This window comes from Streptomyces sp. 11x1 (assembly GCF_032598905.1).
In the GTDB taxonomy this organism is placed as follows: Bacteria; Actinomycetota; Actinomycetes; order Streptomycetales; family Streptomycetaceae; genus Streptomyces.
In genome coordinates this window covers 1,042,493-1,061,239 of record NZ_CP122458.1, presented here as the reverse complement: position 1 = coordinate 1,061,239, position 18,747 = coordinate 1,042,493, and the positions used below count along the sequence as shown (strand labels likewise).

The 18,747-nt window shown below is 69.2% G+C and carries 12 protein-coding genes; 8 read left to right on the top strand and 4 right to left on the bottom strand.

Annotated elements, in window-relative coordinates; translation table 11 throughout:
- Positions 1-179 precede the first annotated feature (179 nt).
- From P8T65_RS05055 to P8T65_RS05035, 5 genes are all read left to right on the top strand, one after another.
- Positions 180-1,034: a helix-turn-helix transcriptional regulator gene (locus tag P8T65_RS05055; protein ID WP_316724186.1), complete on the top strand. Its 855-nt coding sequence runs from the start codon at positions 180-182 to the stop codon at positions 1,032-1,034.
- Between the two features lie 307 nt (positions 1,035-1,341).
- Complete coding sequence (locus P8T65_RS05050) at positions 1,342-1,965, top strand: (2Fe-2S)-binding protein (protein WP_399098352.1); 624 nt, start codon at positions 1,342-1,344, stop codon at positions 1,963-1,965.
- Entirely contained in the window at positions 1,965-2,942 is a 978-nt protein-coding gene (locus P8T65_RS05045; RefSeq protein ID WP_316724185.1) for a xanthine dehydrogenase family protein subunit M, read from the top strand. The genes P8T65_RS05050 and P8T65_RS05045 overlap by 1 nt, the downstream gene beginning before the upstream one ends.
- Before the next feature lie 66 nt (positions 2,943-3,008).
- Positions 3,009-4,154, top strand: coding sequence for an XdhC/CoxI family protein (locus tag P8T65_RS05040; RefSeq protein WP_316724184.1), 1,146 nt, complete (start codon positions 3,009-3,011; stop codon positions 4,152-4,154).
- Between the two features lie 10 nt (positions 4,155-4,164).
- Positions 4,165-6,426: a xanthine dehydrogenase family protein molybdopterin-binding subunit gene (locus tag P8T65_RS05035; protein WP_316724183.1), complete on the top strand. Its 2,262-nt coding sequence runs from the start codon at positions 4,165-4,167 to the stop codon at positions 6,424-6,426.
- A 531-nt stretch (positions 6,427-6,957) separates the two neighbouring features.
- Here P8T65_RS05035 and P8T65_RS05030 read toward each other — a convergent pair.
- Complete coding sequence (locus P8T65_RS05030) at positions 6,958-7,902, bottom strand: SDR family oxidoreductase (protein WP_316724182.1); 945 nt, start codon at positions 7,900-7,902, stop codon at positions 6,958-6,960.
- A gap of 85 nt (positions 7,903-7,987) precedes the next feature.
- On the bottom strand, positions 7,988-8,941 hold the full coding sequence (locus P8T65_RS05025) for a LysR family transcriptional regulator (protein WP_316724181.1): 954 nt from the start codon (positions 8,939-8,941) through the stop codon (positions 7,988-7,990).
- A gap of 171 nt (positions 8,942-9,112) precedes the next feature.
- Here P8T65_RS05025 and P8T65_RS05020 point away from each other — a divergent pair, with 171 nt between their 5' ends.
- Both P8T65_RS05020 and P8T65_RS05015 read left to right on the top strand, forming a co-directional pair.
- Positions 9,113-10,234, top strand: a complete 1,122-nt coding sequence (locus P8T65_RS05020; RefSeq protein WP_316724180.1) for a PrpF domain-containing protein — start codon at positions 9,113-9,115, stop codon at positions 10,232-10,234.
- 108 nt (positions 10,235-10,342) lie between these two features.
- Positions 10,343-11,596 carry an SLC13 family permease gene (locus P8T65_RS05015; RefSeq protein ID WP_316724179.1) on the top strand — a complete coding sequence of 418 codons (1,254 nt, stop codon included), beginning with the start codon at positions 10,343-10,345 and terminating at the stop codon, positions 11,594-11,596.
- Between the two features lie 35 nt (positions 11,597-11,631).
- Here the strand turns inward: P8T65_RS05015 and P8T65_RS05010 are convergent, their stop codons facing one another.
- Together P8T65_RS05010 and P8T65_RS05005 are read right to left on the bottom strand one after the other, a co-directional pair.
- Entirely contained in the window at positions 11,632-13,584 is a 1,953-nt protein-coding gene (locus P8T65_RS05010; protein WP_316724178.1) for an RICIN domain-containing protein, read from the bottom strand.
- 305 nt (positions 13,585-13,889) lie between these two features.
- Positions 13,890-16,541, bottom strand: a complete 2,652-nt coding sequence (locus P8T65_RS05005; RefSeq protein WP_316724177.1) for an RICIN domain-containing protein — start codon at positions 16,539-16,541, stop codon at positions 13,890-13,892.
- Between the two features lie 404 nt (positions 16,542-16,945).
- Between P8T65_RS05005 and P8T65_RS05000 the strand changes: the two genes are divergently transcribed.
- A complete protein-coding gene (locus tag P8T65_RS05000; protein ID WP_316724176.1) occupies positions 16,946-18,367 on the top strand; it encodes a non-reducing end alpha-L-arabinofuranosidase family hydrolase in 1,422 nt (473 codons plus the stop codon).
- Positions 18,368-18,747: the final 380 nt, after the last annotated feature.

The following is an 18,747-nucleotide window of genomic DNA, read 5'->3' as shown; positions in this document are numbered from 1 at the left end:
TTGATCTTGGTGACGGCGCCCTTGGAGATCGTCGCGAGGTAGGAGGCCCGTCGACCGCCGCCCTGACGCGGCGACGCGCGTCGTAAGGGGGGATCGACAGGCCGTGGATACGCGCATGCGCGGGCGATAGAAAGTGAAGCAGCACGGAGAATCGAGCAACTCTCAGAAGGGGGAGCGTCGTGATCGATCGCACAGGGCTGGCCGGCTTTCTCCGCAACCGTCGCGAGGCACTGCAGCCGGAGGACGTTGGCATGCCTCGGGGACGGCGCCGCAGAACCAGCGGGCTACGGCGCGAGGAGGTCGCGACGCTGTGCAGCATGTCGGCCGACTACTACTCCCGTCTGGAGCGCGAGCGTGGTCCGCAGCCGTCACCGCAGGTGCTCGCCTCGATCGCTCAGGGGCTCCATCTGTCCATGGACGAGCGTGACCATCTGTTCCGGCTGGCCGGGCACAACCCACCGCCCCGTGGCAGCTCCAGCGAGCACATCAGTCCCGGGCTGCTGCGCGTTCTCGACCGACTGCAGGACACGCCCGCGGAGATCGTCACCGAACTCGGCGAGACCTTGCGGCAGACACCGATGGGCGTCGCCCTCACCGGCGACACGACGCAGTACACCGGTCCTGCCCGCAGCATGGGCTACCGGTGGTTCACCGACCCGAGCGCCCGCGATCTGTACGCTCCGGAGCAGCACGCGTTCATGACCCGGATGTACGCCGCAGGCCTGCGCGGGATCGTCGCCCTCCGGGGTCCCGGCTCCCGAGCCGCGTATCTGGCGGATCTGCTCCTGGACTCCAACGAAGAGTTCCGGCGGGTGTGGGACGACCACGAGATCGGGATCCGCCCGCGCGAGGTCAAGCACTTCGTTCACCCCGAGGTCGGTGCCCTGGAGCTGAACTGCCAGCGCCTGATCGACCCGGACCAGGCCCACTCCCTGATGGTCTACACCGCCGTCCCCGGCACGGAGAGCTACGAGAAGCTGCAGGTTCTGACTGTGATCGGCGCACAGACGCTGCAGTCAACTACTCGGCCCTGAAGGCAATGCCGCGTAGTTAAGTGAACCTGAACCGGACCGTTTCTGCCGTCCCGACGCGCGGTGCGTCACATGAGGCCGTGTCATATGAGGTCGTGTCACATGAGGCCGATCCCGCATCATGCCGCGGACCCGGATCGGCGCCCGCTCCAGCCCCTTCAGCTCGATCTCAGCCTGGGATCGGCAGAGCCTGGATGATCCTGCTCCCGACGGCCAGCCTTGGAGCAGCGCTTGACCCGGCGGCCACATGGATGGTCGCGCGACGTCGGCCTGCCCCTGCCCCGACTTGCGACCAGCCAGGAGGCACTTGATGAACGAAGAGAACGATGGGGGAGGCGCCCGTTCGGGTGTGTCCCGGCGCAACTTTGTAGGTGGGAGCCTCGTCGCCGCCACCGTGGCGCCGCTGCTGACCGGACAGGCCGAGACGGCAGAAGCTGCCTCGGCAGCCACCGTCGACGGTGTGACGCCGGTGACGGTACGGGCAGCCGTCAACGGCGATCCGGTCACCCTGCGGGTGGACCCGCGGGCCACCCTGCTGGACACACTCCGCGAGCGGCTCGACCTCAAGGGCACCAAGAAGGGCTGCGACCGGGGACAGTGCGGTGCCTGCACCGTGCACATCGACGGCCGGCGCGTGCTGTCGTGCCTCACGCTGGCCGCCACGGCGAGCGGCCACCAGGTCACCACGATCGAGGGGCTGGCCGACGGCGACCGGCTCCACCCCATGCAGCAGGCCTTCGTCGACCACGACGGTCTGCAGTGCGGCTTCTGCACCCCGGGGCAGATCATGTCCGCGGTCGCCATGGTCGACAACGAAGGCCCCGCCCGCTCCGACGACGAGATACGTGAGCGCATGTCGGGCAACATCTGCCGGTGCAGCGCCTATCCCCGCATCGTCGACGCCATCCGGGAAGCGCAGCAGGTGATGCGCTGATGCGGCCCTACATCTACGCCCAGGCACGGACGGTCCGTGAGGCCGTGCGGGGCGCCGGGCCGGACACCGCGTTCCTGGCCGGTGGCACCACCCTCGTGGACCTCATGAAACTCGAGGTGATGTCGCCCGACCGTGTCGTGGACATCAACCGGCTGCCACTGGACGGCCTCACTCTGGACCACAAGGGTCTGCACGTCGGCGCGCTCGAACGAATGAGTGACGTGGCCGCCGCACCCGCTGTGCGACGGCACTACCCGATGGTCGCGCAGGCGCTGGAGCTGAGTGCCTCGGCCCAACTGCGCAACATGGCGAGCATCGGCGGCAACCTGCTGCAGCGCACGCGGTGCGGCTATTTCCGCGACGTCACGACCCCGTGCAACAAGCGCGAGCCGGGCAGCGGCTGCTCAGCACTGAATGGGATCAACCGCAACCACGCCGTCCTGGGCACCAGCCACGCGTGCATCGCCACCCATCCCAGCGACCTCGCTGTCCCGCTGGTGGCGTTGAGCACGACCGTGCACCTGGCCTCGGCACGCGGCGCGCGCTCCGTACCCCTGGACACGTTCTACACCCTGCCCGGTGCCACCCCCGACATCGAGAACGTGCTGCGGCCGAACGAGCTCATCACCGGGATCACCGTGCCCCGCTCGCCCTGGGCGGCGCACTCGCTGTACGTGAAGATCCGCGACCGGCAGTCGTACGAGTTCGCGCTCACCTCCGCCGCCGTCGCCCTCCAACTGCGCGGGCGCACCATCGTGAACGCCCGGATCGCCGTCGGCGGAGTGGGGACCAGGCCATGGAGACTGACGGCCGTCGAACGGGCCCTGGCGGGCAGGCCCGCCACCTCCGCGACATTCGAGGCGGCCGTCGCCGGTGCCGCCGAGGGCGCCCGACCACGGGAGCACAACCGGTTCAAGCCCGCGCTGCTGCGTCGCACCCTGGTACGCGCGCTGACCGAACTGCACGAGAACCGGTGAGCGGCCGGCGTACCCCTGCCCGGCCTGACGCCGTCGAGGCAGACGGTCCCCGATCTGGCGGCGAGCATGCTTGAAATCGCCGCTGACCTTGTCGAACGTGTCCGCCGTGAGACGCCGTTCGTGGCCGCCACCGTCACGAGCGTGGCCGGCAGCGCTCCGCGGCAGCCCGGCTCGTCCCTGGTCGTGAACGCGGACGGCACCGTGCTGGGCAACGTGTCGGGCGGGTGCGTCGACGCCGCTGTCCACGACGCGTGTCGGGAGATGCTGGCCGGGGACCACCGACCCAGGGCCCTGCGGTTCGGATACAGCGACGCCGACGCGCTGGACGTAGGTCTGACCTGCGGCGGCACCATCGAGCTCCTCCTGCGCCACCACGACCCGGGCGCCGAACCATGGCTCGAAACGGTTCTGGCCGATGCCGCGAGCGGCCGGGCGGTGGCCGTGGCCAGGATCGTGCGCGGTCCGCAGACCCACCTCGGCCGAACGATCGCCGTGCGGCCCGGGCGGCCCATCGCGGGAACGCTCGGGGACGAACTGCTCGACCAGGTCGCCGAGGCACAGACCACCGGCGCCCTGCACGCCGGGCAAACGGGCACGCTCGAGCTCGGGGTGGCCGACAGCTACTGCCGGGAGCCCATGACCCTGCTGGTGGAGTCCAGTTCCCCACCGCCCCGGATGCTGGTCTTCGGCGCCATCGACCACGCCGCCGCGCTGGCCCGGCTCGGCTCCTTCCTCGGGTACCGGGTGACTGTCTGCGACGCCAGGGCCACGTTCGCCACCCCGGAACGATTCCCGGACGCGGAGGTCGTCGTCGAATGGCCGCACCGTCATCTCGGGTCCCAGGCCGAGGCCGGGCTGCTCGACCAGCGCACCGTCGTGTGCGTGCTCACCCACGACCCCAAGTTCGACCTGCCGCTCCTGACCGCCGCGCTGCGCATGCCGGTTGCGTATGTGGGGGCCATGGGGTCCCGCCGCACCCACGAGGAACGCCTGGCCCGGCTCCGCCACGCCGGTCTCACCAGCGGCGAGCTCGATCGCCTGCACTCGCCCATCGGCCTCGATCTCGGGGCACGTACCCCGCAGGAGATCGCGCTGTCGATCGCCGCGGAGATCGTCGCCCACCGGCACGGCGGCTCGGGGGCACCCCTGAGCACCGGCGTCCCCATCCACCGCAGTGCCCCGTCGACCGGCGCACTCGCATCCAGCAGCTGAAGGATTCACGATGCTTCGTTCCCCAGTCGGACGCGAGACCGAGCGCGTCGACGGCAGGCTGAAAGCCACCGGCGCGGCCGAGTACTCCGGTGACTATCGCGCCGCCGACCTCGCACACGCGCATCTCGTCACCAGCACCGTCGCGCGAGGCACTCTCACCGGGATCGACACCGCGGCCGCGCTGGCCTCACCCGGTGTCCTGCGCGTGTACGCCGCGCCGGACCCCCGCCTGGGCCTGCATCCCATCACCGGCCCGCTCGCCGGCTTCGTCGAGAACTACGTCCCGCTGCGCGACACGGAGGTCCGCTTCCACGGCCAGGCCATCGCGATGGTCGTCGCCGAGACCCCCGAGCAGGCACGCGACGCCGCCGCGAGGGTCACCGCGACCTACGACACCCAGCCACCGCGCACCTCGATCGCGGACGAGCCCCACGTTCCGGCCGGCCCCACCATCAGTGGGTCACCGAGCAGCCTCACTGTCCTGGCGCCCGGCGTCGCCTCGATCGACGCCGCGCTCGCCGCCAGCGACGTCGTCGTGGAGGCCGAGTTCCACCAGCACATGCAACACCACGTGGCGATGGAGCCCCACGCCATGCTCGCCGTCTGGAAAGGTGACCGGGTCACCCTCCACGCCGGTGCGCAGGTCCCCTCGGCGTACGCACTCGGGATGGCCCAGCGTCTCGGTGTCCCGCCCCAGAACGTCCGGCTGATCACGAAGTACGTGGGCGGCGCCTTCGGCGCCCGCGTCATCCTGTGGAGCGACACCCCGCTCGCCGCCGCCGCGGCCCGGGAGATCGGCCGCCCGGTCCGGCTCGTCCTCACCCGCGAGCAGATGTTCACCCTCACCGGCCACCGGCCCCAGCTCACGCAGACCGTCCGGCTGGGCGCCTCCCGCGACGGTGTCCTCAACGCCGTCAGCCACCAGAGCGTCTCCGAGCGCCCGACCACCGTCACCTTCCCCATGACTCCGGCGCACGCCACCACCGACGCGCTCTACCGCACGCCGAACCTGCATGTCGACGCACAGCTGGCCGTCCTCGACATCCCCGGGAGCCGGGCGATGCGCGGCCCCAACGAGGCACCCGGGGCCTTCGCCCTGGAGACGGCGATGGACGAGCTGGCCATCGCCACCGGCGTCGACCCGGTGGAGCTGAGGCTACGCAACTACGCCACCACCAGCCCTTCCACGGGCCTGCCGTGGTCGAGCAAACACCTCGAGGAGTGCTACCGCGTCGGCGCGCGGCGATTCGGCTGGTCGGCCCGCAGCGCCACGCCCCGCTCACGCGTCGACGGGCAGTGGCTGTACGGCACCGGCATGGCCACCGCCATCTACCCGGCGCACCGCCGGGCGGCGAGCGTGCGGGTCCGGTTGATCGACGACGACACCGCCGTGGTCTCGACCGGGATCTCGGACTTCGGCACCGGCGGGGCGACCATGGTGGGGATCTCCGGCGCCGACGCCCTGGGGATCCCGTTGACGCGAGTGACGGCTGAGATCGGCGACACCCTGCTGCCGCAGGGCGCGCCCGCCGCCGGGTCCAGCGCCACGCACGCCACCGTGCCGTTGATCGTGAACGCCGCGCGCGACGCGATCAACGAGCTCAAGTTGCTCGCCGTCACCGACGACAGGTCGCCGTGGCACGGCGCGAGCGCCGACGACCTGCGCTACGAGCGCGGCATCCTGCACGGCCAGGGCCGGTCGATGACCTTCGGCCGCCTGCTGGCCGCTGTCGACTCACCAGGCATCACTGCCCTCGCCGAGTCATCCGGCGACGCCGCCCCGGGGTACGTGCACCACAGCTTCGGCGCTCACTTCTGCGAGGTGCGGGTCAACCGGTTCACCGGCGAGACCCGCGTCACCCGGTTCACCACCGTCGCGGACGTCGGCCGTGTCATCAACTCCCGGGCCGCCCGGAGCCAGCTCGTCGGCGGCGTCATCTTCGGCATGGGGCACGCCCTGCTGGAGGAGAACCCGTTGGAACTCGACACCGGGCGCCTGGCGTCCAGCACGCTGGCCGACTATCTCGTGCCCGTGAACGCCGACGTCCCCGACATCGACGTGCACCTGCTCGGCCGGCCCGACCCTGTCCTCACCGGCCCGCTGGGCGACGGCAGCGAGGACGTCGGGACCAGGAGCCTCGGCGCCCGCGGTCTCGGGGAGATCGGCACGGTGGGCTCGGCGGCCGCGATCGGGAACGCCGTCCACAACGCCACCGGGATCCGGGTGCGCAACGTGCCCATCACCCTCGACAAGCTGATCGAGTACCTGTGATCGGTGAACGCTCGTCCACGCCGAGACCATGCCTCACTGGGTGTCGTCGGAGCTGCGCACTGGCGCAGCCTGGCCTTCTCCGGTGGTTCGCTGGCGCACACCTACAGGTCCCCGGCATCGCACGACTGCTCGTGGGCACGGGCCGATTGGCCTCGACGGCTTCGCGCAGGCTCGCCGCGAGCGGGCTGTGGAACGCTTCCGCGATCCTTCCCGGCGGCCTCCGGCACGGTGCGTCCGGCTACGTGCAGACCCTTCAGGTCCGGCTGTTGCACGCACGTGTGCGGGCCTCGGCCATGTCGCACGGCTGGGACGCCGGGCGGTGCGGAGAGCCGATCAGCCAGGCAGTCCCGCATGTGCCGTTACTGGTGGTACGTGGGCCATCTGCTGGGCCTCGACGAGCAGTTCCTCGACATCGAGGACCATGCGCACGCCGGTGAGCTGCTCGACCTGCCGGACTCGACTACGGCCCCGCCGGACGCGAGCAGCCGCGCTCTCGTCGGGGCCCTGTTCGACGCTTCTACGTCGTCCCTCTCAGACGCCACCGATAGTCGTCTTCGTCAGCTGCTCGGAGACTTCCCAGACGCGTGCGGCTTCGTCCGTGCTGCGCAGTCGCGAGTAGAGCTTCTGCTCGGCGGGAGGCCCCCCGACGCGTCCAGGCCACCGCGGACCGTAGAAACCTCCGGGCTTGGCGTCGGGGTCCGTGGCGGCCATGAGTGCGGGCAGCTTTGCTGTTTCGACCGTCCCGATCAGGATGCCCTTTCCGGACAGGAGGCGAATCATCCTTCGGCCTGCCACCTCCTTGTCGCGGCCCAGTTCGGGACGCGCCGCGAGCAGGTTGGTCGGAGCGAGTCCCGGCTGTGAGAGGTTGCTGGTGATGCCCCATCCGCCCGCGTGGCTGCGTCGGTCGAGTTCCAGACCGAACAGACCGAATGCGATCTTTGACTGGCTGTAGGCGCGCGAACCGACGTAGCTGCTTTCCCAGTTCAGGTCGTCCCAGTTGATGGAGCCCTGATTGGCGGCGATGCTCACCTGCGAGGTGACCCGCGCTCGGCCGGCCCGCAGCAGCGGCATCAAGTGCGCAACGAGCGCGAAGTGACCCAGGTGGTTCGTGCCGAACTGCAGCTCGAACCCGTCGGCTGTGGTCTGTCGGTCCGGTGGGGTCATGACGCCCGCGTTGTTGATCAGGAGATGAATCGGTCGTCCCTCTTCGCGCAACGTGTCACCGAGTGCGGCAACGGACGTGAGCGACGACAGGTCTAGGTTTCGCAGCGAGACCTTCGCGACGGGCACGGAATCCCGGATCGCAGCGATCGCGGTCTCCCCCTTGCGCAGGTTGCGCACGGGCATGATCACTTCTGCACCTGCCTGCGCGAGGCGTGCGGCTATCCCCAGACCCATGCCGTCGCTGGCGCCGGTTACGACAGCGAGCTTTCCCGACAGGTCGGGGACGGTGATGTCGATGGGTGTGTGTGACATGGGCCCACTCCTAGAGGTCAGGTCGTCGGTTCAACTGTCGTGGAAGTGGACAGCGTTATTCAGGGCCTGACGATCCGCCCTTATGTCAGCTGCGCCGGACCGCTCCGAGCTGGGTGCGGTGCAGGTCCGGGGCGGTGAATCGCTGCGCCACCGCGCGCAGGACGCGGGCCATCGCCTGGGCGGGTGGGGTGGCGGGGCGTGCCGCGGCGCGTGCGAGGAGGATGCGGCGGGTGGGGGCCGGGACGTCGGAGGCGAGCGGCAGGAGGCGTACGTCGCTGCGTCGGCTGGTGAGGGCCAGGCGGGGTGCGAGCGCGATACCGAGACCGGCGGCGACCATGGCCTGTGCCTCCTGGTAGTCGTGCGACGAGTAGGCGATGCGCGGCTCGAACCCCGCCTGGCGGCAGCTTCGGCGCAGAACGTCGGCGACGGGGTGGTTGTCGGCGCGGATGATCCACTCCTGGTCGGCGAGGTCGCCGAGGCGCACGGACGGATGTGTGCGCAGGGGTGAGTCGGCGGGGACGACCAGCACCGTGGGGTCGTCCAGGAGGTGGGTGAGGGTGAGCGCCGGATCGTCGAGGCGGTTCCATTCGTAGTCCCAGAGCAGGCTCTGCTCCACCTCGCCGGTGTGCAGCATCTCCCTGAGCCCCGCAAGGACTCCGGCGCGCACCTCGATGCGGATTCCTGTGTGGCGGCGGCGGAAGCGGGTGAGCGCGAGCGGCAGCAGGGACGCACTCGCCGTGGGGAAGGAGCCGAGTCGCAACGTGCCCTGGTCGAGGGCCCTGAACGAGTCCAAGTCGGCTTGCGCTGCGCGCAGTTCACGGCGGATGGCCTGACCGCGTTCGGCCAGCGCGGCACCCGCCGGGGTGGGGCGGATACCGCGTGGCAGCCGCTCGATGAGGGGCTGCCCTGCTTCCTGCTCCAGCAGGGACATCTGTTGGGATGCGGCGGAGGTGGTCATGCCGAGGGCTTGAGCCGCGGCAGTGAGCGAACCGCGTTCGGTGGCCTCGGTGAGCAGCAACAGACGGCGCACGTTGAGCATGCAGACGACTTTAGCTCAGCTAAACCCAGGTGAAGCGAACTGCGATTGTTCCGAAGTCATGCCTCTGCGAAGGTCTCCGCAATCGCCGAGCGGTCACCGGCCCGCCATGCGCCCGTAACCGCTGCCTCGGCGCTTCTCCCTATCTCCGTTGATCCAGGAAGAGCCTCAGACGTGCACATTCCCGCGACCCTGGTGCGTGGCGGCACAAGCAAGTGCTGGCTGTTCAACCAGGTCGAAGTCCCTGCCGACCGTGGCGACCTCGAAAGGCTGCTGGTCGCCGCGTACGGCGCCAACGATCCCGTGGAACTGGACGGGGTGGGCGGGGCAACCCCCACCACCTCGAAAGCGGCCGTGGTCAGCGTTTCACCACAGCCCGGCGTCGACATCGACTACCTGTTCGCTCAAGTCGGCATCGGGACAGGCTCGGTGGAGTGGACGAGCAACTGCGGCAACTGCGCCACCGGTGTCGCCCTGTACGCGGTGTCCAAGGGAATGGTTCCGGTCACCGGCGACCGGACGCGCGTGGTGATGCACAACACCAATACCGGCGCGGTCCTCGAAGGGATCGTCGACACCCCCGGAGGCGTGGTGCACCACTTCGGACGCCAGACGGTACCCGGCACCCGTGCCGGCGGGGTCTCGGTCGGCCTCACCTTCCGCGACCCGGCCGGTGGTGCCACCGGCTCGCTGCTCCCCACCGGCCGGGCCGCACAGGACCTGCGGGTCGGCGCCGGCGAACCGGTACGCGTGAGCATGGTGACCGCAGGAGCTCCGGTCGTCCTGGTCGACGCCGCCAGTGCCGGGCGTACCGGTGCCGAGTCAATGGAGCGGATGAGCGCGGACGTCGCCTGGCTGCGCACCGTCCGTCATACCGCTGCATCGCTGATGGGGCTGCTCCAGCTCGGTGAGGAACCGGGGGACGCGGTGCCCAAGGCGGGCCTGGTCGGCCCGCCGGTGCCGTACACCACCACCCTCGGTGAACCGGTCGCCGCCGAGGACTACGACGTGTCGGTGCGCATGCTCAGCATGAACGCCCCGCACCCCGCGATCGGCCTGACCTCCGCCGTCGCCGTCGCGGCGGCCGGGCTGCTGGAGGGGTCCGTGGTCTCCCGGACCACGGGCGGCCCGACCGACGAGTGGTTGCGCCTCGGCACGCCCGCCGGCGTCGTCGCGGTCCGCTGCACCGATGTGAGGGACGGCGTGCCGCACCGGGTCACCGTGCAGCGCGCGGCCCGTCTGCTCGCCGACGCCCGAATCTACGTACCGCAAGCAGGCAGCCCGCAAGCCGCCTGAGCCGCGACGAACGTCACCTCGGTCAGGCCGGCCCCCCAGTCGTCCACACCGGGATACCCTCGCGCCCTCGGGGCGCGCCACCCCGTCCCCACCGCACCAAGGACAAAGATGTCTGCTGAAGTGATCTCCATAGGCGCCCTGTTGGTGATGTTCGTGGTCGGCACCGTACTGCCGATCAACCTGGGCATCCTCGCCTTCGTCGCCACCTTCGTGGTCGGAACCGCCTCGCTCGGCCTCACCGAGGACGAGATCTTCGAGGGGTTCCCGGCGAAGCTCTTCGTCACCATCGTCGGCGTCACCTACCTGTTCTCCGTCGCCCGCCGCAACGGCACCATCGACTGGCTCGTCGGGGCCGGGGTGCGGCTGGTACGTGGCAAGGTCGCGCTGATCCCCTGGGTGCTGTTCCTGGTGGCCGCCCTGCTGACGGCGTTCGGTACGTTCACCCCGGCCGCGGTGGCGATCCTCGCGCCGATCGGCATGAACTTCGCCTACCGCTACAAGCTCAACCCGCTGGTCGTCGGCATGATGGTGATCAGCGGCGGGCACGCGGGTGCGTTCTCCCCGCTGGCCGTCTCCGGTGCGCTGGTGCTCGGCCTGGTCGACAAGACCGATCTGCAGGTCTCCGCCGCGGCGCTGTTCAGCGCCAGCTTCGTGATCAACTTGCTGCTCTCGCTCCTCACCTACGTCCTGCTCGCCAAGCGTCCCGCGCCGCTGGCCGAGGGCGCCGCGGAGGCAGCCGACGACGAGGACCTCGCCGTCTCCGGCAGGCCCGACTGGCGGCAGTGGCTCACCCTCGCCTCTCTGGTGGCCCTCGTCGTCGGCGCGCTCGGCTTCCACCTGGAGATCGGCTTCCTCGCGCTGGCTGCCGGCGCCCTGCTGGCCCTGGTGGACATGAAGCGACAGGAAAAGGCGGTGGACGGCGTCAGCTGGTCCACCCTGCTCCTGGTCGCGGGCATGATGACGTACATCGCGATGCTGGAGAAGGCCGGCATCATCGAGGAGATCTCCGAACACGCCGCCGGCCTGGGCGCCCCGCTCGCCGTCGCCCTGCTGCTGTGCTTCACGGTGGCCATCACTTCCGCCTTCGCCTCCTCCACCGCGATCCTCACCGCGATCATCCCCATCGCCGTACCGCTGCTGCTCTCCAGTCATCTCAGCGCCGTCGGACTGATCGCCGCGCTCGCCGTCTCCACGACGATCGTCGACACCTCTCCCTTCTCGACCAACGGAGCACTCGTCCTCAGCAACGCCCGTGGTGTGGACGCGCGCCGCTTCTATCGCCAGGTCATCGGCTACACCGGCGGAATCGTCGCCCTCGGCCCCGTCGTCGCCTGGGGCGCCCTGGTCCTGCCCTGGTCATAGCGCAAAGACCGACGAAGGCACCGCCCGTTGCGGTGTCAGAGGGCGATGATCCGCCACTGCTGCTCGGGTGCGCGGGTGTAGGTGAGCTGGTTGACATTGGCCCCGTCGGCGGTCGAGCCCGAGTCGACGTTGAGCGACAGCCCGCTGAACCGGTTGGTGAAGTAGTGGTAGCCGTCGCCGGTGGGCGTGACCGCCCAGTGCTGCTGGGGAACGTTGCTGTCCGCGTAGATGGAGACGTTGCCGCCGTCCACCCGTGAGAGTCCGGCCACCTCCATCAGCTTGCCGCTGTTCACGTTCTTGATCTCGTAGTAGCCGTCGCCGGTGGAGGCGAAGGTCCACTTCTGGGCGGTGTTGTTCAGCCACGGCCACTGCTGGATGTTGGTGCCGTTGGCGGTGCCGAAGTCGAACACGTCGACGACCTTGTCGCTCTTGCGGTTGACGATGCGGTAGACCGTGCCGTCCCCCGGGAGGACCCTCGACACCAGGGCCGGCTTGGCGGTCCGGCCGCCGATGTGGAGGCCACCGATGTTGGCGTAGCCGCCGGTGGCCGCGTTGGCCTGGATCCGTACGAAGCCCACGTTCCGGGCGGGCCACTCGACCACCTTGGGGGCGCGTCCGTCGGCCCAGGTGCCGGTGGCGACCTGGGTGAAGTTCGTGCCGTCGGTGCTGGTGGAGATGGTGTACGAGGTGATGTCGCCGTCGGTGGTGTTGGTGCGCCCCCACTGCTTGGGCAGGTACTCCAGGGTGGAGACGTTGCTCCACACCCCGCCCAGGTCGATCGTGATCGAGTGGGGCAGGGCCGGGGACAGGCCCCAGGTCGACCAGCAGCTCTCGTAGTTCCTGTCGCTCAGTCCGTCGATGGCGTGGAGCGGTCCCTCGCCGGTGCGGAATGCGGTCGCGTAGGCGCTGACCGGTGTGACGGGGTGCTCGGCGCGCAGCATCTGCGTCGGCAGTGGCGGGCGGGAGGTGTCGGGGCTCCAGGCCGCGCCGACTTCGGCGAGCCGGTTGACGATGTTGGTGTCGAGCCTGCCGCTGCGGTTGGGCGGGCAGTTGAGGATGAAGGAGGTGTACTTCGGTTCCAGGTCCGCCAGGTGGGACAGGATCGCGTCCTTGCTCATCAGGCTCTCGGTCGGTGTGGCCGGATGCCAGAACCAGCCGTTGCTGATCGTCTGCCCCTGCGTGGCGGCGTACGTGTTTCCGGCGGGCGCGCTGACGCCCAACGGCTCCTCGAAATAGATCGCGTCACCGAGGAACGGCACCGACAGGGCACCGTGGTCGATCATGACGATGTCCGGCTGGAGCGACTTCACGTGCTCGCGGATCCGCTGGTAGGAAACGGCCTGCTGGCCCATCTGCCACGCGTAGCCGTCGGTGATGAACATGTCGATGGTGCCGTAGTTGGTGAGCAACTCGGTGATCTGGCCGAGCATGAAGGTCATGTCGCCGGGCTGGATGGCATCCGTGATCTCGAGGCCGGACACCTTGTGCCGGCTCTCCCACGCCTCGACGCCGAAGGTGCGGTCCCATACCGAGTAGTAGAGTCCGACCCTCAGTCCCTTGGCCCGGAAGGCGTCGCAGTACGCCTTCACCACGTCCTGCTTGTAGGAGCTGTTGGCGACGTTCTGGGTGCCGTAGGCGCTCGGCCACAGGGCGAAGCCGTCGTGGTGCTTGGTCGTCAGGATGCCGTAGCTCATCTTCGCCGCCGCGGCGGCGTCCGCCCACTGGGCACAGTCCACGGCTGTGGGGGCGAACAGAGCGGGGTTCTGGTTCGGCTCGGCCCACTCCTGGTTGGTGAACGTGCCCAGATTGAAGTGGTTGAACATGCCGAACCGCATGTCGACCAGCTTCTCCAGGTTGGTCTGCGGGTCGGCGGCCGCCGCCTGGGACACCAGGCTCGAGAAGGCGGGCGCGACGGGCAGCACCGTGGCGGCGGCAGCGCCGGTGGCGGCCCCCAGGAAAGTGCGGCGGGACAGTCTTCCTGACGACATGGGTGTACTCCCGGTCGGGGGGCGGCTCTCCGGCCGGACTCCAAAGCGCCGGATGTCACGCATGAAGGTCAGTCACATAGCTGCCCTGTGTCAACAGGTGAACGGATGAAAGTGCTCATGCGCAGAGCGGAATGGGAGCCTTGCTTCCCTCAAGTACCTTTTCATCCGCCCTAGACATTCCATGTTCCACAGAAGTCGGAGAGCGACCAGAAGGAGCTCGTGCAGGACGAAGCGAGTTCTTTCAACCACGGCGGGGCCGCAGGCAGTTGTGCCTGCGGCCCCGCCGCGTGAGTTGGGGACTGCGATCAGGACGGGTCGCCGTACTGGAGGCCGCGTCCGTTGGTGCCGATGTAGACGCGTCCGTAGGTGTCGGGGTCGCCGGTGATGACGCCGAGGCTGCCGATGGCGCCCCACTGGTGGGCGTCGTCGTTGATGCGGAGCCAGGTGGCGCCCTTGTCGGTGGAGCGGAAGACTCCGGTGACGTTGTCGACGGTGCCGAGCAGGTAGAGGGCTTGGTAGTCGGTGCCCGTCTTGGCCTTGCCGAAGCCGAGGGCGGAGGCGGACTTCACCGTGGTGAGCGTGGTGAAGGTGCGGCCGCCGTCGGTGGAGTGCAGCAGTCCCTTGTCACTGCCGGCGATCCACAGGTCTCCGGCGATGCCGGGGACGGCGGTGAGCCGGCCGGAGGGCAGGCTGGTGGCGCGGGCGGTGAAGGTCGCGCCGCCGTCGGTGCTGGCGAAGAGCTTGCCGCCGGACAGGGAGTAGAAGGTCTTGGCTGTGGAGCGGTCGGCGACGACCACGGCGTCGGTGCCCAGGCCGCTGACCTTGGACCAGCTCGCTCCGTTGTCGGTCGAGCGGTAGGGGGCCTGGCCTGCTTGGGTCCACACGATGGTGGAGCCGTCCGCGGCGAGCGCGATGCGGCCGCTGCTCGCGTCGGCGACCGGTTCTGCCTTGAAGGCGTTCCAGGTGCTGCCGCCGTCGGTGGAGTAGCCGCCGTCGCCCGTGTCGCCCGTGCCGACGCGGACCATCACCGAGGGCTTGGACTGGGCGAAGTCGATGTCGGTGCTGTTGTTCATCAGCGGGCTCTTCAGCCGCCCGGCGGGCACCTCGGTCAGGGAGTCGTGGCGGAAGCCGCCCTGGTCGCCCATGGAGGTGATGACGGTGGCGCCGCCGGGCGGGGCGATCGCGTCCATCAGCGAGGTCTCCTCCAGCCCGCGGGCCCCGGAGACCCAGTGGCTGGTGCCGCCGCTGTCGGAGGCGTTGGCGTCCTTGCTGCGCCAGATGGCGTTGCCGGTGCCGTACAGCACGTGCCCGGAGTCGAAGGGATCGATGGCCAGGGCGGTCATCCAGTGCCCGGTGTGGGTGCCGACGTACGGAGCGCCGGAGGCGTTCCGGGTCGACTTGTCGGCCAGGGCCTTCCAGGTCGTGCCGCCGTCGGTGGTGCGGTAGATCTCGTCCTCGGGCCACCACCGGTCGAGGGTGGTGACCATCACCGTGGAGGGCTTCTGCGGGTCGACGGACAGACCGGAGAACCCGTAACCGCCCTGGGAGGGGGAGATGTTCTTCCACGCGCCGCTGGACGGCGTGTACTTCCACACCGAGCCCGCCGTCGCGTCCATGGGGCCGATGCTGTTGCTGTAGGACAGGTACAGCGACCCGTCACCGGAGATCACACCGTGGTGCGGCATCTGGCCGGTGGGCTGCCCGGAAACGGCCTGCCAGCTGCTGCCGCCGTCGGTGGAGCGGTACAGGGAGGTGGACTTGTCGTTGACACCGACGTAGACCGTGTTGCTGCCGGCCTTGCCGTACGTCACGAACGAGATGCCCGCGCCGCTGCCCGCCCCGTCCTTGACCGGGAACGAGGAGACCTGCTTCCAGGTCGCGCCGTGGTCGGTGCTGCGCCACAGGCCGTTCTTGCGGGTGCCCAGCAGCAGGGTGCTGTTGTCCGCGGGGTCGACCACGAGCCGTTCGCCCGTGCCACGGCCGGGTTCGTTGGCGCCCAGCTTGAACGGCAGATCGGTGCGCTGGAAGGTGCGGCCCTGGTCGGTGGAGCGCAGGATCGCGCCGTTGCCCGCCCACTCGTTGGTGTAGGTGCCCGTCCCGAGGTAGAGCCGCTTGGGGTCGACGGGGTCGGTGGCCAGCGAGTCGATGCCCAGCAGGTTCCAGTCCTTCTCACCGAGCCAGTCGGTCAGCGGGATCCACTGCTCGGCCCCGGTGTCCCAGCGGTAGGCGCCACCCATGTCGGTACGCGCGTACAGCAGACCCCTCTCCTTCTGGTTGAACACCAGACCGGTGACGTAACCGCCACCCACCACCTGGGCGTTCTTCCACACATACGGCCCGGCCGCGGCCGTCGTCTGCTCCCCGCCGGCCCTGGACGCCTGGGCCTCGGCGACCTTCACCAGCTTCCACTGCTGGTTGGTGCCGCCGTGGCCCGGATACTGGATGACCGCCGCGCCCTGGGCCGTGGAACCCCCGGAGACATCCAGGGCCTGACCGCTCCTGCGGGAGGTGAGGGTGACGGCCTCGGAACCGCTCACCTCGTCGACCTTCCACTCCTGGGAGGTCGCGGAGCTGTCGGTCTGCTGCTCGGCGGCGGCCGCCCGATCGGTGGAATTGCCTGCTATGCCCAGCACCTTGCCGCTGTTGCGGTTCACCAGCTCGAAGTACCCGTCCCCGACGGGCTTCAGCTTCCACTGCTGGTTGGCGGTGTTCTGGTCGGTCCACTGCTGGATACGGGTGCCGTCGGCAGTGGAGAAACCGTTGACGTCCAGGACCTTGCCGCTGCGCACCGAGACCAGCCGGTAGTAGGCGCCTGAGTCGATCGTCGCGGCCTGCGAGTCCTCCTGCGCGAACAGGAGATACGGCACGACGAGAGCGGGGGCGCCGAGCAGCAGACCGGTCGCGGTCCAGCGACGGCGATGACGCCCGCGGCGCCCGCCGTTCGTGGGGTTGTCCATGAGGGAGAGGTTCTCCTTGCACGCTGTTCATCGGAGGAAATCCGGATCCCGGGCCACCGGAACTGACCGGATCCGCTCTCTTGTTGTCACAGGCCCCGCAAAGGGTTGCCGCGAACCGGAGAAACTTTCAGGGCACTTCGTGGTGCGGCAGGCGCTGGTCAGCGTCTGGGCGGACCGATGCCACGCACCCCCACGCGGGGGAGTCGTGGCGACGCGCGGCCCGGGCCGCGAATCGTGTGAGAAGTATTGACGCCGTTCGTCCGTTCTCTCATTATCTCACCTTGATCGACATTCCGACCCGAGTTCGACATGTCGAACATGTGCCAGAGTCGCATCGCATCGGCAGTCGCACAGCCTCCGTCGAAGGCCACCAGAACCGCTTACTCGAGGATGACGAGGTCCCCATGCGCAGACGTACCTCCCGCCGCAAACCTCTGTCCGTAGTACTCACCGCCACGGCCGCGGCCCTGGCCTTCTTGGGCGCGGTGCTCGTCGCCGGCCCGGCTCAGGCAGCCACCACCAGCGCCGTGCGAGGCGTTGCCTCGAACCGATGTCTCGATGTGTCGGGCGCCGGCCAGACCGACGGCACGAACGTGCAGATCTGGGACTGCCACGGCGGGACCAACCAGCAGTGGACACTGACGGACAGCAACCAGTTGACCGTGTACGGCAACAAGTGCCTGGACGTCCCGGGTCACGCCACCACGGCCGGCACCCGCCCGGTGATCTGGTCCTGCAACGGCGGCACCAACCAGCAGTGGCGGGCGAACCCCGACGGCACGATCGTCGCCGTGGAATCCGGGCTGTGCCTGGACGTGTCGGGCAACGCCACGGCCAACGGCACGGCGGTGCAGCTCTGGAACTGCACCGGCAGCGACAACCAGAAGTGGACCGGCCTGGCCGGCGCGTCCAACTCGTGCGCTCTTCCCTCGACGTACCGGTGGAGCTCGACCGGCCCACTGGCGCAGCCCGCCAACGGGTGGCTCGCGCTGAAGGACTTCACCACCACGACGTACAACGGCAAGCACCTCGTCTACGCGACGTACTCCGACGGCAACTGGCGCTCGATGGGGTTCAGCCCCTTCACGAACTGGTCGGACATGGCGTCGGCCGGACAGACCAGCATGAGCCAGGGTGCGGTGGCTCCCAAACTGTTCTACTTCGCGCCCAAGAACATCTGGGTGCTGACCTCGAACGGGTGGGGCACCCAATGGCCCTTCGTCTACCGCACCTCCAGCGACCCCACCAACCCCAACGGCTGGTCCGCGGCGCAACCGCTGTTCACCGGCAGCCTCCCCGACGGCAGTGCGATCGACCCGACCATGATCGCCGACGGCCAGAACATGCACATGTTCTTCGCCGGTGACAACGGCAAGATCTACAAGTCGACCATGCCGATCGGGAACTTCCCGGCCAGCTTCGGCTCGTCGTACACGACCGTCATGAGCGACACGGTGAAGAACCTGTTCGAGGCACCCGAGGTCTACAAGGTCCAGGGCCAGAACCAGTACCTCATGATCGTCGAGGCTCGGGGGGCGACCGAGCAGCGCTTCTTCCGCTCGTTCACGGCCTCCAGCCTGAACGGTCCGTGGACCCCGCAGGCCGCCACCGAGTCCAACCCCTTCGCCGGCAAGGCCAACAGCGGAGCCACCTGGACCAATGACATCAGCCACGGCGACCTGGTCCGCAACAACCCCGACCAGACCATGACCATCGACCCCTGCAACCTGCAGTTCCTCTACCAGGGCCTGTCCCCCAACACACCGCCGGGCACCCCCTACGTGGAACTGCCGTACCGGCCGGGCCTGCTCACCCTGCAGCGCTGAACCGCCCGAGCCGCGGTGATCACGGTGTGGTGAGCTCCGCCGACGTGTAGGTGAGCCGTTCACCACGTGGGCCAGTCATCGGCTTCCTGAGGGAGCCGGTCCACTTCAGCCCGACGAAGAGGACGAACGCGCCCCCGTCGAAGAGACTGGGGCGCGTTCGCGCTCAGCGCCTACTGGAGCGCTGTACCGCCCGAGTTGTCACGGCCGCCGAGGCGGCGGCAGCCAGGCGGCTACCTGGTCCTGAACCGGTCCGGACCGACGAAGTCCAGGCCTTCGACGGTCTGTTGGGCGAGCGCCTCGTGTGCGGCGATGTGGCCATGGCCGGTGGCCATTTTGAAGCCCTTTCCGGAGAATCCGGTGGCGCAGTAGACCCTGCTGTT